General features: G+C 60.3%; 10 protein-coding genes. 1 reads left to right on the top strand and 9 read right to left on the bottom strand.

The genetic code is table 11. The features are described 5' to 3' along the window. Positions 1-334 precede the first annotated feature (334 nt). The gene (locus U8U01_RS10805) at positions 335-3,226 is read left to right on the top strand and encodes an S-layer homology domain-containing protein (RefSeq protein ID WP_322174083.1); all 2,892 of its coding nucleotides are present in this window, start codon (positions 335-337) and stop codon (positions 3,224-3,226) included. Between the two features lie 107 nt (positions 3,227-3,333). Here the strand turns inward: U8U01_RS10805 and U8U01_RS10800 are convergent, their stop codons facing one another. From U8U01_RS10800 to U8U01_RS10755, 9 genes are all read right to left on the bottom strand, one after another. After that, positions 3,334-4,185, bottom strand: a complete 852-nt coding sequence (locus U8U01_RS10800; RefSeq protein ID WP_322174081.1) for a hypothetical protein — start codon at positions 4,183-4,185, stop codon at positions 3,334-3,336. Continuing rightward, complete coding sequence (locus tag U8U01_RS10795; RefSeq protein ID WP_322174079.1) at positions 4,186-5,538, bottom strand: UDP-N-acetylmuramoyl-tripeptide--D-alanyl-D-alanine ligase; 1,353 nt, start codon at positions 5,536-5,538, stop codon at positions 4,186-4,188. Positions 5,539-5,630: 92 nt separating this feature from the next. Next, positions 5,631-6,392 (bottom strand): class I SAM-dependent methyltransferase, encoded by a 762-nt coding sequence (locus U8U01_RS10790; RefSeq protein ID WP_322174077.1) that lies wholly within the window; start codon positions 6,390-6,392, stop codon positions 5,631-5,633. 48 nt (positions 6,393-6,440) lie between these two features. Continuing rightward, on the bottom strand, positions 6,441-7,775 hold the full coding sequence (locus U8U01_RS10785) for a C1 family peptidase (RefSeq protein WP_322174075.1): 1,335 nt from the start codon (positions 7,773-7,775) through the stop codon (positions 6,441-6,443). A gap of 47 nt (positions 7,776-7,822) precedes the next feature. After that, positions 7,823-9,271, bottom strand: coding sequence for a UDP-N-acetylmuramoyl-L-alanyl-D-glutamate--2,6-diaminopimelate ligase (locus U8U01_RS10780; protein WP_322174073.1), 1,449 nt, complete (start codon positions 9,269-9,271; stop codon positions 7,823-7,825). A gap of 307 nt (positions 9,272-9,578) precedes the next feature. Then, positions 9,579-10,220 carry a lysoplasmalogenase family protein gene (locus U8U01_RS10775; protein WP_322174071.1) on the bottom strand — a complete coding sequence of 214 codons (642 nt, stop codon included), beginning with the start codon at positions 10,218-10,220 and terminating at the stop codon, positions 9,579-9,581. A 95-nt stretch (positions 10,221-10,315) separates the two neighbouring features. Next, the gene (locus tag U8U01_RS10765; RefSeq protein ID WP_367575617.1) at positions 10,316-12,313 is read right to left on the bottom strand and encodes a GNAT family N-acetyltransferase; all 1,998 of its coding nucleotides are present in this window, start codon (positions 12,311-12,313) and stop codon (positions 10,316-10,318) included. A gap of 22 nt (positions 12,314-12,335) precedes the next feature. After that, positions 12,336-12,734 (bottom strand): GNAT family N-acetyltransferase, encoded by a 399-nt coding sequence (locus U8U01_RS10760; RefSeq protein WP_322174069.1) that lies wholly within the window; start codon positions 12,732-12,734, stop codon positions 12,336-12,338. 10 nt (positions 12,735-12,744) lie between these two features. Then, a complete protein-coding gene (locus U8U01_RS10755; protein WP_322174067.1) occupies positions 12,745-14,040 on the bottom strand; it encodes a M18 family aminopeptidase in 1,296 nt (431 codons plus the stop codon). Positions 14,041-14,255: the final 215 nt, after the last annotated feature.

Raw genomic sequence — 14,255 nt, 5'->3', positions numbered from 1 at the left:
CACCTTTAGTATACCACAGGTTTTACACTTTTGCAATGGGGTTTCTGCGGAAAATCCGGCATTTTCACGATAAAAAATGCACAAAGACGGCTTACAAGAAAGTACACTTTTTTGTAAGCCTTTACTTATGCGGGAAAGCGGCACAACCCAGCCGGCACGCACTTTGGCCCGGCGCTGAAGAATCAATACATTGTAAAGGGGGTAAGCTGCCAGCCTGTATATTGTGGTTTTTCGGCAGTGGGACCGGCGGGGACTTGTACTCTTGGAAAACACGCGGATTGGTACGGAAGATGACAGAAAACCAGCACAAATACAAGAAGGAGGCTCTTTTACCATGAAAAAGAGATTTTTAGCCGGCATCCTGGCTTTGTGCCTGCTGCTGACTATGATTCCTATGACGGCGATGGCTGAGGAGGCGGACGCCCCGGACGACCCGAATATGAAGGTAATCGGGGCCAATATGAATGACTCCGTTGATTCGGGCTCGGACCATAACGAGAACCTGTATACGGAATTCCTGGCACCTGTGGTTGCAGCATCAACAGAGGACGGGGTTGACTATACGGTAAAGCCCCAAGTGAAGGGCCTGCACTACCACCTGAATGGCGGCAACCCCCGTTTGGGCGGGTATTGGGTAGGTATTGGTATTCCCAAGCAGGAGGGGGATAAATACTTTGCCAGCTATACCCTGGCTGACATGGCGAACACCGCCAAGTATACTAGCAACTATAACGATGGCGAGCAGTCTGCCACCCATTACACGGATGAACAGGAAACGCCGCAAAGCGCGGCTGTGTACAGCACCTTTTATTTTGGCATCCGGCCCAACAAAGCACCCGGCTATGTGGGCGTAATGCGCAAAAAAGCGGCCGCCCCCGCGGAAGAGGAAGAGGCCGGCGGGGATGAATATGACGCGCCGGTTGTTTACCAGGTGGATTTCAGCGATGTAGAGATGATTACGCTGGAATGGGGCTTTAAGGCTGACGGGTATAAGGCCAATGAGATCATCAACGGCCGGAATAAGGACGCCGAACGTGACACCATGTGGGCAAAGATCAGCGGCACAACCGAGGGCAAGACGTACAGCATGAAGGTTACGAAACGGACCGAAACGTCGGCGAGTTATGCCAGCAAGGACACGGACGTGATTGACACAACCGCCAATGTTACGACCGGCAAAACATACTACTGGAGCACCAACAAGTGGTCTGGCAGTAACGGAGCAGGCGCAACGGGTGCAACCAGCCATAAAGCTTTCACTATTGCGCTGTATGAGCAGGACGGTACCGGCGCAGGCCAGAAAGACACAGAGGGCCTTTTGGCCGCACAGGTCCAGGTTGACCTGGCCAAGCTGACCATTGACGCCGGTGAGGACGGCGAACTGTATCCCATCTTTGAGCACGAACTGAAGGAGGACGAGCATTTCTTCGAGATCATCGACCCCGCGCAGGGCAGCCCTGCCGCGGTGACCGAAACTGCGGAGGGCTCCTCTGACGGCAACACGAACACCGAGAATAAGGACGACGAGAACTCCAGCACACCCAGTACCCCCGCTGAACCCAGCGAGAGCCCTGACCCGGAAGAGCCCAGCACCACAGAGGAACCCGAAGGGCCTCAAGACCCAGAACAACCCGATGAGCCCACGCCTACACCCGGCTTGCAGAAGGTTTCCCTGTATGTGGACGCGCGGGAGATTTCCGCGTCGGCTTCTGACTTGACCCCGTTTATTACTTTTGCCGAGCGCGATACCGAGGACGCAAGTGCCCAGGCAGAGCCCAAAGCGGGGACCGTTCAGGAAGGCGCCAAATATATAGGTGCTGACGGCCTGGCGTTTACCGGATGGGCGTTCGAACCGGACGGGAGTGGTGATTGGACCGCTACCGCGACCTTTGGGGAGAGTGCCACTCCTACACCGCCCCCCACAACCCCGCCGGTGGTTATTGTGCCCACCAGCGAGCCTACGGAGAGCCCTGCGCCTACCGACGAGCCCACCAGCGAACCCACTACCGAGCCTACCGACGAGCCCACCGATGAGCCTACTACCAGCCCCACGGCCGGGCCTACCGTTGCCCCGCCCACCGAGGACGGTACCGTAGAGGTAAAGCCTGACGTAGTGGTAGACGAGGACGGCACGGCCAAGGTGGAGATAGACGAGGACACCGCCGGTAAGCTGCTGGAGGCTGCCAAGGGCGACGACGCCACCAATGTTACCGTAAAGGTGGAGGCCCCCGCCCAGGGCGAGGCCCCTGCCGAAACCACCGTTACCCTGCCCGCCGGGACCGTTGAAAAGCTGGGCACCGAGGCCGGGGTGGATTTGACCATTGACACGCCCGCCGGTAATGTGACGGTAGGCAGCGGCTCTTTGGGCGGACTGGGCGCCGGCGCGCAGAGCGTGACGGTGACGGTAAGCAAAAAGGCCGGTGACACCGTGGCGATTGAAGTGAAGAAGGACGGCGAGCCCGTGGAGAAGGTGGATATGAAGGCCGAACTGCCTGCCTATAACCTGACCGACACCACGGTGGCTTACCTGGTGGACGCCAACGGCAATGTGCTGAAGGACGACCAGGGCTTTGACATTATCCTGCGCAAGTCTACGGTGGACACCAAGAATAACACCGTCACCGTGCTGCTGCAAGACGGCAGCGCGACCCTTAAGCTACAGGACAACAAGAAAACCTTTGCCGACGAGGGCGCTATGTCCAGCTATGCAAAGGCGGATATTGACTTTGTGACCAGCCGGGAACTGTTCGCGGGTACCAGCGATACCACCTTCAGCCCCAAAGCCCCCATGACCAGGGCGATGATTGTGACGGTACTGCACCGCCTGGAGAATAAGCCCGATGGCAACGGCTCGCTGTTCCCGGATACGCCCTCCGGCGCGTACTACGCCGACGCGGTGGTTTGGGGCGCCAGCCTGGGCATTGTGGCCGGTAAGGGCGACGGCAGCTTTGCGCCCAACGAGAACGTTACCAGGGAAGATATTGCCACCTTTATCTACCGCTACGCCAAGGCCCATGGTGTGGATATCAGCGCCAAGGGCAACACCGCCGGTTACAACGACGCCAGCAAGGTGAGCGGCTATGCCAGGGAGGCCCTGGACTGGTGCATCGGCGCGGGGATTGTGTACGGCAAGGACGGCAACCGGCTGGACCCCAAGGGCCTGGCCACCCGCGAAGAGGTTTCCGCTTTCCTGGCCCGTTTTGTGCGCCATATGACCAAGGGCTGAGCCCTGGACTGACCGGCCGGATAGCAGAGAGTATAAGTTTCCTTTATGGACCCCCTTTATAATGCAGCAGGGCGGCACTACGGTGCCGCCCTTGCTGCGTTTATGTTTTAGATCTCCTTTTGGTACATTACATACTTCCCCAGGGCGCGGACGCCCAGCTCCTTTACCACCTGGGCCTCTTCGGGCTCGTAGAAATAGGTGAAGGTTTCCATGCCGCCGGCCTTGCCCTGGTTGAGGACCCGGCGCAGCAGGGCCCGGAAAGCCGCCTCATCAAACCGGCCTTCCACATAGTCCGTGCCGAAGATCTCCACCATCCCGTCCATGTACATAGCGTAGATGGCCGCCAAGTCCCGGCCGTCCCGGCTGAACAGGTGGAGATGCCAGCGGTCCAGGGCCTCCCGGAGGTGGGCGTTGTCCCAGTACATCCCCCCGTCCCTTTGGGCGTGGATGGCGGCAAAGCGGCCGAAGTTTTCCCCGGTAATGGGCACCACCCCTTCGCCCTCCGGCCGGGGCTGATAGTCCGCAAACCGCATGACCCCCACCAGGCTCTCCTCGCTGCGGGGCCAGCCCAGCTCCACCAGATGGTTGACCGCCCGGATGTTCTCCTCCGGGAAACCAAAGTGCATGGTAAAACCTGGGTACTTGGGGGCCAGGTAGGCCAGCAGTTCGTCCATGGCCTGCTCGGTTTTGTCCTCGATGCAGAAGGCACGGGTGTCCAGGTACCGGTCCTCCGGCAGGGCGAAGTAGTGGATATACCCCAGGGCTTTGCCGTCCTCCTCGAACAGCAGGGCACCTTCGTGCTCCCGCGCAAAGGCCAGGGCGGCTATTTCGTCAAACTCTGCCCGTGTCTTTAGGCCGTCGGCATAGGTAGGGTAGCCGGAACGGGTCATATCCAGGGCCAGGCCGTAGGCCCAGTCCAGGTAGGAGGGATATTCCTCCTTGGTCAGTTCTCGCAGCATTTATGATTCTCCTTTCAGCAAGGCGGCCACGATCTCCTCGGTTTTCATGCCCCGCGAACCTTTGACCAGCACTGTGTCGCCGGGGCGTAGCGCTTTTTGCAGCCAGGCGGCGGCCTGGGCGTTGTCCGGGGCCTGTACCGCGCCGGGGCCGTAGCCCTGGGCAATGGCCCCGGCCAACTCCCCTACGGCCAGCAGGACATCCACCTGTTTCTCCGCCGCATAGCGGCCGGTGTCCTCGTGGCCTTGCCGGGTATAGCTGCCCAGCTCCCGCATACCGGCCAGCACGGCGATCTTCCGGCCGGGCCGGGCGGCCAGCACATCCAGGGCGGAACGCATGGAATCGGGGCTGGCATTGTAGCTGTCGTCGATGACGGTGACGCCGTCCCCCCGGCGGGTGACGCGCTGGCGCATGGCGGGAGGCTCGTAGCCGGCCAGCGCCTGGGCGGTGGCGGCAAGGCTTTGGCCCAGATGATCGGCCAGGGCCAAAGCGGCCAGGGCATTGCGCACATTGTGGGCGCCTGCTACCGGCAGGCGGACCGGCTGCTCCCGGCCGTCCGGCGCTACGCAGAGAAAGGACATACCGTCCCCGGTTTCGGCCATATCCTTCCCCTGCCACATACAGCCCGCCGAGAGCCCGAAGGTCACGGCCCGGAATGCCCCCGGCGGCAGAGCGGACAGCAGGTCGTTGTCGCCGTTGACAAAGAGGGGGGCGTTGGCGGGGAGGTAATCAGCCATGTGGAGCTTTTCCGACAGGATATTCTCCCGGGTGCCCATGAACTCCAGGTGGGAGGTGCCGATGGTGGTGACGACCCCACAGGTGGGCCGCACCACCCGGGCAATGCGGGCCATCTCGCCGGGCATACTGACGCCCATTTCAATAACCGCGGCCGTATGGCAGGGCTCCAGGCCGCACAGGGTGATGGGCACACCTACCTGGCTGTTGGCATTGCCCTGGGTCTTGTAGACCCGGTGGGCCGCGGTAAGGGCCTGGGCGGCCATCTCTTTGGCGGTGGTTTTGCCCACGCTGCCGGTAATGCCGGCCACGGGCAGGGTGAATTGCAGGCGGTATGCCTCCGCCACCCGTTGCAGGGCGGCACGGCAGTCCTCTACCAGCACCAGGGGGCCGGGCATCTCCTGTAGGGGGCGGTCGGTAAAGCTGGCCGCGGCCCCGGCTTGCAGGGCGGCGGATATGTAGGCATGGCCGTCCACCTTCTCCCCACGGATGGGGACGAACATGGCCCCGGAGGCAGCCTGGCGGCTGTCGGTAAAGAAGGCCGTTACCGGGGCGGAGCCGTTGCCGGAAAGCAGCCGGCCCCCGGCCATCCGGGCGATTTGGGAAACGGTAAGTTGCATAAGATCACCTCAAAAAAGAATGGGAGCCCCAAGGGCGTACCGGCAGGCCGCGCAAAGACTTGGGAAGGGGGGCGGGGTGTTTACCAAAAAACTCAGCCAGTTTTTTTGGCCAGCAGGCAATACCAGCCGGTTTCGGAAAAGGGTTTGTCATCAAACCAGGGGCAGGGCTTTATCTCAAATTGCGCATAGCCCATCTGCTCCAACTGGGACTTGACTAAACGGAGAGAGAACGGGTTCAGATGCTCTTGAAACTGGTTGGTCTTAAAAATCTTCCCCTCTTTTTCATAGCTATGCAGGATGTTGATGGTAATGGTGCCGTCATCGTGGTAGTCCCACACCTGCACACAGCCAATCCTGGTGCCGTCTTTCTGATAGAAAGGTTGGGGGATAATAAACCGCTGCTTGGACGCCAGAGCCATTTCCCAGTTCCGGCTGTCAAAGTAGAAGTACCCGCCCGGCTTTATGCATTTATCCATTTCATGCACTGTCTTTACGATATCATCATTTGGGACGTGGGCAAGGGCGCTGCCGGTGCTCATAACGCAGTCAAATTGGCGGTCAAAATGGGCTGACAATTCCCGGAAATCGCAGAAGAGAAGATCAACCGGGAGCCCTTTGGCTTTTGCCTTTTCCCCGGCTTTTTTCAGCATGGCCGGGCTTATGTCCGAGCCGGACACCTGATAGCCCAACTCTGCCAGCGGAAAAGTCAGGTTGCCCGTTCCAAAGCTGCAATCTAAGATCGTGCCAATCCCTTTGGAAGTAAACAACTTCTTATAATGCTCTTTATATGCCTGATGGGCACGGTCCGAAAAGCGTTCGTCATATATTTCCGGATAGTCATACAAATCAGCCATATGTTTGCTCCTTTACGGAAATTTTAAGGGGATCCTTCTGTATTTCCCTCAGGCCAGCGAGCCCATTGGGTCCCAGGGCTCCAGCGCGATGGGGGGCTGCTCCAGTTCGGCGCGCTGGGCGTCGGTGAGGTATTTTTTATGTACCACCACCTGGTAGGTGTACTCGGTGAACCAATCGTCGCTCATGACGTAATAGCCCTCTACGCCGGCCTCTTTGCCCCAACTGTTCTCTACACGCCAGCGGGTGGGTTTGCCTGCGTCGTCCAGGTTTACGCCCTGGAACACCATGGCGTGGGTCATCAGGCTGTCGCCGTAGTCCAGGCGCTGGGCTTTGTCCATGCCGAATTCCGTGCCGAAAAGCTGGCCGGGGCACAGCACGTGCAGGTCCATGATGCCGCCGTCCCGGATGGAGCACTTACCTACGTCGCAGCCAAACCATACCGGCCGGTTATCCTGCATCTGCCGGATGGCTGCCTGTTTCAGGTCTTCAATGGGCAGGTTGAGGTACCGGACCGGCCGGCCCTCTACCACATTGCCCAGCATCTTCACGGTGAATGTCCTATGGTAGGGCTTGTCGGCGGTGGGGGCGTTGATAAGGCTTACATACTCGCCCAGATCCCAGCCCACGTATTTCTCGTAAAAAGCCTTGCCGGTGAGGCCGGTATCCCGGATAAACTTTTTGTCTTTATCCCGGACCTCAAAGGTGAAGGAGGCGGGCGGGTTGCCAAAGGCAATGCACAGCATAGTATAGATGCTAAGGAGCATGGCCTCTTTCTGGCTGCGCAACTGCTCTACCGTTTTGCCGGCGGCGTGGCCCTCCCGCAGGATGCAGGCGAACTCCCGCAGTTTGCGGGTCATGTAGCTGGTGACCTCCCAGGTGGAGGAGGAGCAGAAGGTTTCGGGCATGGCGTCTTTGGGCACCACGCCGTATTTCTCCACCAGGTTGCACAGCATATCCCACTGGCCGCCGTCATTGAGGGGGGCACTGAGCAGGTGGGCGATCAGCCGGCCGCCGGTGGGCTCGCCGAGGGTATCCAAAATGCTCTCCAGGAAGTAGTTGGACTTCTCCAGCTTGTCATAAAACAGCAGGTAGTTCTGGGACAGCTCAAAGGTTTCCAGGTTCAACCGGCGCATTACCTCTACCCGCATGGTGTTCAGCGCGGCGAACATCCAGCAGCGGCCGGAACTCTTCTGGTTGGTGATCTTGCCGGTTTCCAGTTGTACGGAGAACTGGTGCCGGTCCTCCCGCTGGGCAAAGGGGTTTGTGGCCGATTTGTTGACCCCGTTGGTACTGACCGCCAGTTGGGCTACCCGTTTGGCGGGGTCGGCGGCAAAACCTTTCTCAAAGCTTTCCAGTTGTGCGGCGGTAATGTTCTTATCCATTTTCTTTCCTCCAATTTCCCTTATGGTGTGATGATGACGGTATGCTTTTAGAGGCTTCCCAGGATCTCCCGGATCACCACCCGCTCGTCGAAGGGGTGTTTGACGCCTTCTATTTCCTGGTAGTCCTCGTGGCCCTTGCCGGCCAGGACGATGATATCGCCGTCCTGGGCGTTGCGGAGGCACCAGCGGATGGCCTCCCGGCGGTCGGGGATCTCAATATATTGGCCGTCTGTTTTCTCCATGCCGGTCTTGATGTCTTGGATGATATCCAGCACATTTTCGAACCGGGAATTGTCCGCGGTGATGACGGACAGGTCCGCCAGCCGGCCGCTGGCCTCGCCCATCTCATAGCGGCGCACCCGTGGCCGGTTGCCCCCGGCGCCGAACAGGCAGACCAGCCGCTTGGGGGCGTACTCCCGCAGGGTGGTGAGCAGGCTTTCCATGCTAAGGGCGTTGTGGGCGTAATCCAGCAGCAGGGTGTAGTTCCCCGGCACAGGCACCGGCTCTACCCGGCCCTTTACCTTGACGGTGCGCAGGCCCTCTTGCATGGCCGCTACCGGTATGCCCAGCCGGTGGCAGCAGGCAATGGCCGCCAGGGCGTTGTAGGCGTTGAATTTGCCGGGGATGCCTACCTGGGCGGTGAAGTCCAGGTCCCCCGCCACATGGAACGCTACCCCCAGCAGGCCGGGCCGGTTCAGGTGGTGGCAGCCCTCCCCCCGTATGGCGACCCCGGCCCCCATGCCGTAGCGGTATACCTGGCAGGTGCTGCCCTCCAGCAGCTTTTCCACTGCCGGGTCGTCGGCGTTGACCACCCCTACCTTGCACAGGGAGAACAGCATGGCTTTGCAGGCCAGATACTCGGCCATGTCCTGGTGCTCTACCCCGCCGATGTGGTCCTCGGAGAAATTGGTAAACACCCCTACCGCAAAAGGGACGCCATATACCCTGTCATCTTTTAGGCCGATGGAACTGACTTCCATTACACAGTATTCGCAGCCCGCGTCCAGCATACGGCGCAAATGCCTTTGCACCTCGTAGCTGATGGGCGTGGTGTTGTCCAGGGGGGTCACTTCCTCCCCCACCGCCACGCCGATGGTACCCATTGCCCCGGTTTTGTGGCCCGCGGCCTCCAAAATCGCCCGCACCATATAAGCGGTGGTGGTTTTGCCCTTTGTGCCGGTTATGCCGATGACCTGTAGCCCATGCCGGGCCGGGTCGCCGAAAAAGGCCGCGCTCATCAGGGCCAGCGCTTTTTTGGTATCCTCTACCTGCACCACTGGCACGCCGGGTACCTCTACCGGCTGCTGGGCGATAACGGCCGCGGCCCCGGCCTTTGCAGCCTTTGCGGCAAAGTTGTGGCCGTCTACCGCGGAGCCCTTTATGCACACAAAGGCGCACCCGGGCACCGCCTGGCGGGAATCATATACAATGCCTGTGATCTCCCTGTCCTCCGGGCAAGGGACCCCCAACGGCGCTAAAAGTTGTGAAAGCTGCATTTGCATTCTCCTTCCCTGGGCCTAACGGATCCGGCCTTCCCTATCATACGCCTTTTTGGCGGGGATGTCAACTTAAGGCGGCCTCCGGGGCGTGTCCAAAATGAAACGTTAATGACGAAATTTTGGCCTCTGGCAGTTTAGGGGCGTTGCCCCTAAAAACCCCACCACCTTTGAAAAGGTGGACGAAACTTTTACCATTTGTCCGCTGAATCCTTGTTTCTAAACCTCTTCATTTTGGACACAGCCCCGCCCCCCGACGACCCCCTTTGCCAAAGGCTTGTATGCTGTTAGCGGCGGGGGACCGGGCTTACCAGAGGGCGGTGGAAATGAGGAACAGGGCGGCCCAGTAGAGGAGCATAATGGGTTTTTGCCAGGATTCATCCAGGTGGGAGAGCTCGCTTTTTGCCACCATCATGTCGGAAATGTAAAAGCAGGCGGTTCCCAGGGCCAGGGGCCAGTAGCTGTTGCCGGCGGTAAAGGGCAGGGCCACCCCCAAGGCCAGGGACGCCCCCAGCAGGGCCGGGTACAGCAAAAAGGGAACCAGCAGCTTGCCCAGCCTGGGGATCTCCCGGCGGAAGAGCAGGGCGGTGGCCCCGTAGGCCAGCAGCCAGGCAACCAGGCTGAACCAGCCGGCAGGGGCCAGGCCCCAGAGCCAGACGATCAGGCACACATGGGCCGCGCCAAACAGGAGCATACCCGGCACGAAACGGATCTCCAGCAGGGCATCGGCCCCTGTACACAGCACAAAGAACCAGAAAGCCCAGTGGGCCAGGGGGTTTTCACCCCGCAGGTACAGCGCTAACCCGGCGGAGGCCACGGCCAGGAAACTGCCGCCGCACTTGGCGATGAGGCTTTGCCGGGCCAGCCGGGCCTTGCGCAGGATGAAGTACAGGGCAAACAGGGCCGCCCACAGGGGCAGCGCAAAGCAGGCATATACAGGTAGGCTCATAGAGGGCACCTCTTTCTGTTTTTTGGTGAAAAAGCCCGCCAAAAGGCGGGCTTTTTCTGCATACGGCACCGTATGCGGGCGCGTATGCTGTGGGCTCAATCCAGGAACATTTCAAACTCGATCTCGTGCCGGAGGGGGATGCCGTGCCGGCCGATTTCGGGCAGTTGGGGCTTAGCCTGACGGGCATATAGAAGGGAGCCCCGGTAAAGGCGGGCCATATCAAAGCCCTGCTGCTGGTAGGAGCCTATGGCGTCCAGGTCATCGTTGGCGGCCACCGCGATCAGTGTGCGGCAGCCCTGCCCCTTGGCAGCGGCTTTGACCTGTTCCACCAGCGCCCGGCCGATCCCCTGGCCCGGAGCGTCCCGGTGCAGGGCCACGATCTCGCACACACCGGCGGCCACGGTATAGGCCGCAAGGCCCACGATCTTCCCCTGGGCCCAGGCGGCAAAGGCCGGGTGGTTGGCTATCTCTACCAGCACCCCGCGAATGACCCGGTTGGAAAGCCCGTGCTCCCACAAATAGGCGTTGGCCAGCGCCCGGTCCTGGGGGCCCACCGGCCCGTAGGAAACCTCTATGGGCCGGGGCGTTTCCGGGGCTTTGGGAGGCTCGGCCGCCGGGGCGCTGCCCTTCTCCCCCACAGGGGCCGGGGCAGGGGCGGGAGCGGGCGTGGGGGCCGGCACGCTTGCGGGGGCAGCCGGTTGGCTGACGGTGACGGCTTCGGGCTTGGCGGCAGGGGCTTTGTCCTTTTCGGTGGGCCCGCCCAGGCGGTAGATCTTCACGCCGTAGGGGGGCAGCTCAATACAGCCGTTAAGCTCCCTGGCCTCGCCGGTAAAGAGGTCTACGGCAGGTCCGTGGTAGTTTACGTTGATGTTAAAGCCGCTCTGGTCCGCATTGATCGCCACAAAAACTGTTTCTTCCGGGCAACTGCGGCGGAAAACGATCTGCTTGTTCAAAAGGGTTTCGTTTTTATAGTCGCCGTCACTTAGGGCTTTGCTGTTCAGCTTGATCTGGCTGAGCCGGCCGATGAAGGCTGTCAGTTCGTTTTCTACCGGCGCCTCAAAGCAGGGGCGCAGGCTGGGATCCCCGTTTTTCTTGTCGCCGTCCGCGCCCCACTCGCTGCCGTAATAGAGGCAGGGGATGCCGGGCATACCGTACAGCATGGCGTACAGGCCCGGCAACTGCTCCTTTTCCTTGAGGATGGTGTGGATGCGGCTGACGTCGTGGTTATCGGCAAAGCACAACAGGTGCTCACCCCGGTACAGGCACCAGTTCTCGCTGCCGAACTGCCGGTTCAGGGAGTGGGCGATCTCGAACATATTCTTGTCGTTAAAGGAGGAGTAGAGGCCCTTATAGCACTCGTAATTGGTCACGCTGTCCAGCATATCCGGGTTCATGATGCGCCGGTAGTCCCCGTGGATCATCTCCCCCAGCAGGAAGAAACCGGGGTCGCGCCCCTTGCAAAACTGGTGCAGCCGGCGCAGGAAGTTTTCGTCCAGCAGGTAGGCCACGTCCAGCCGCAGGCCGTCAATGGCAAACTGGTCCATCCAGCCGGCCACGCACTCTAAAATATGGTCTACGACGGCGGGGTTGTGGAGGTTCAGCTTGACCAGCTCGAAGTGGCCCTCCCAGCCCTCGTACCACAGGCCGTCGTTATAGTTGGAGTTGCCCCCAAAGTTGATGTGGAACCAGTCCCGGTAGGGGGACGCCTCCCGGTTTTTCAGCACGTCCTGGAAGGCCCAGAACCCCCGGCCCACATGGTTGAACACCCCGTCCAGCACCACCCGGATGCCGGCCTCGTGGAGGGCGTTGCACACATCGGTGAAGTCCTGGTTTGTGCCCAGGCGGGTGTCGATTTTGCGGAAGTCCCGTGTGTCATAGCCGTGGGTGTCGGACTCGAACACCGGGGAGAAGTACACCGCGCCGGTGCTAAGGCCCTTTAGGTGGGGCACCCAGTCGATCACCTTGCGGATGCGGCTTTCCGGCTTGCCGTCGTTCTCATAGGGCGCGCCGCAAAAGCCCATGGGGTAGATCTGGTAGAACATGGCGCTGTTCTGCCAGCCGGGCTGGTTTTCTAGGTGGATGATATTGCGCATGATGATGGTTTCCTTTCTTTGCCTAACTTTCCGGGCGGGTTTCCAACTGGCCGCAGAGCATGGTGGTAAAGCCGAACTTCTCGTAAAAGGGACGCAACGCCTCCTCGCCGTAAATCACGGAGATCATATAGATATGGTTGGCCTTTAGGCGGCCGATCGCCCGGCTCATCAGTTCCGTGCCCATGCCTTTTCCCTGGTAATCCGGATGTACCATGACATCCTGGATATAGGCATCGGTCACGCCGTTGCTTACTACCGCCAGAAAGCCCACCAAAGTTTCCCCGTCATAGCGGGCGATACGGAGGTAGTCCCGCAGGGCCGGGTCTTTCAGTTCCGTTTCCATACCGCCCCAGCCCACCCAGCGGCGCAGGGCGGCGATACTTGCAGGGGGTACGTCCGGGTTTATCCGGTAGTGCAGCATAATGGGCCCCTCAATCCAGGCGGCAGGCGTTCCCGTCCCAGTGGAACACGCTGTTATAAAAAGCCGTCATGGCGTTGACCATGTGTTGCAGGTCCTCCCGGCCCGCCGTTTCATAGGGGGAGTGCATACTAAGCTGGGCCAGGCCGATATCCACCGTGGGGATGGGCACCTGGGAGCCGGAGATCAGCCCCAGGGTGCCGCCGCCTGGGGCGGAGGAATTGTTGTAGTAGTCCTGGGTGGGTACGCCGGCCCGCTCGCACACCAGCTTGAACATAGCGGCGGTGGCCCCGTCTGTGGCGTAGCGGGTGCTGTGCTTGATGACTACGCCGCCGTTCATGTAGCAGCGGCTGGTGGGGTCGGCCTTGTCCGGGTAATTGGGGTGCACCGCGTGGGCGTTGTCGGCAGAGAGCAGCAGGCTGTTCTGGATGGCTGCCTGCCTATGTTCCTCACCCTTACCGGCCCACTGGCAAATGCGGGCTACCGCATCTGCCAAAAAGGTGGAGCCCGCCCCCTGGCGGGTGGCGCTGCCGGTTTCCTCATTGTCAAATATCACGCAGACGGTGCAGTTTTCCGGATTATCGCTTTGCAGGAAAGCTGTCACGGCCGAGAAGGCGCATTCCAGGTCGTCCAGTTTGGGGGCGGCTATAAACTCGTTACCGGCCCCGAACACCGTGCCCCTGGCCCGGTTGTAGAGATACAACTCGTGGGAGAGGATATCTTCCTCCTTTACCCCGGCACGTTCCGCGGCCAGGGCCAGCAGGTTGGCCTCATTGCCGCCCAGCAGGGGCAGGGTGTCCCGCTGGGGGTCCGTCTTGCTGCCGGAATTGGCCTCCCGGTTCATGTGGATGGCCAGGCTGGGGATCAGCAGCAGATCCCGGTGCAGGTCGATTAGCTGCATACGCAGGCCCTCTTCGGTGCGCAAGGCCAGCCTTCCCGCCACGGAAAGGGGCCTATCCAGCCACAGGTTCAGGGCCATGCCGCCGTAGACCTCGGTATTCAGGCGGGTATAGTGGTTCTCCGACCGCATTTCCGGGGCGCCTTTTACCTTGAAACAGGGGGAATCCCCGTGGGGCGCCACAATGGAAAAGGCTGCAAACTCCTTTTTAGGGCAGCGGAACGCCAAAATGCTGCTCATGCTGCGGGTGGTAAAATAGCCCTTGCCCGGCTCCATCTGCCAGGGCTGCTCCTCGCCCAGTTCGGTAAAGCCGGCATGGAGCAGCAGGGCCCGCACGGCGTTTACCGTATGAAAAGCAGTGGGGCTGCTCTCAACAAAATCAAAGAATTGATTGGTTTGCTTGTCTGTCATCCGTATCCCTTCCTTTTCGCAGAAGTAATTTCTCTGACGGCCCTTAAAAACTGTTGATGTTCACTAATTTATATCCTATCACACTTTCCGCTTTTTAGCAAGAAGAAAATACAAGGGTCCTCTTCCCCGGCGGCCACGTGGCCACGAAAAGACGGGGACAAACAAAAGGCAGTCCCCCGGAAATTTCCGAAGGACTACCTTTTTCTTTGTGAGCG

This window comes from Acutalibacter caecimuris (assembly GCF_034335085.1).
In the GTDB taxonomy this organism is placed as follows: domain Bacteria; phylum Bacillota; class Clostridia; order Oscillospirales; family Acutalibacteraceae; genus Acutalibacter; species Acutalibacter caecimuris.
Note: the sequence above shows the minus strand (reverse complement) of the source record. Positions and strands in the feature narration are given on the sequence as shown.

Bases quoted from the DNA above. Each gene is read 5' to 3' on its own strand.
- U8U01_RS10790 (WP_322174077.1), bottom strand. From the start codon at position 6,392: ATGGCTGATTTGTATGACTATCCGGAAATATATGACGAACGCTTTTCG.
- U8U01_RS10785 (WP_322174075.1), bottom strand. From the start codon at position 7,775: ATGGATAAGAACATTACCGCCGCACAACTGGAAAGCTTTGAGAAAGGT.
- U8U01_RS10755 (WP_322174067.1), bottom strand. From the start codon at position 14,040: ATGACAGACAAGCAAACCAATCAATTCTTTGATTTTGTTGAGAGCAGC.
- U8U01_RS10800 (WP_322174081.1), bottom strand. From the start codon at position 4,185: ATGCTGCGAGAACTGACCAAGGAGGAATATCCCTCCTACCTGGACTGG.
- U8U01_RS10780 (WP_322174073.1), bottom strand. From the start codon at position 9,271: ATGCAGCTTTCACAACTTTTAGCGCCGTTGGGGGTCCCTTGCCCGGAG.
- U8U01_RS10775 (WP_322174071.1), bottom strand. From the start codon at position 10,220: ATGAGCCTACCTGTATATGCCTGCTTTGCGCTGCCCCTGTGGGCGGCC.
- U8U01_RS10805 (WP_322174083.1), top strand. From the start codon at position 335: ATGAAAAAGAGATTTTTAGCCGGCATCCTGGCTTTGTGCCTGCTGCTG.
- U8U01_RS10760 (WP_322174069.1), bottom strand. From the start codon at position 12,734: ATGCTGCACTACCGGATAAACCCGGACGTACCCCCTGCAAGTATCGCC.
- U8U01_RS10795 (WP_322174079.1), bottom strand. From the start codon at position 5,538: ATGCAACTTACCGTTTCCCAAATCGCCCGGATGGCCGGGGGCCGGCTG.
- U8U01_RS10765 (WP_367575617.1), bottom strand. From the start codon at position 12,313: ATGCGCAATATCATCCACCTAGAAAACCAGCCCGGCTGGCAGAACAGC.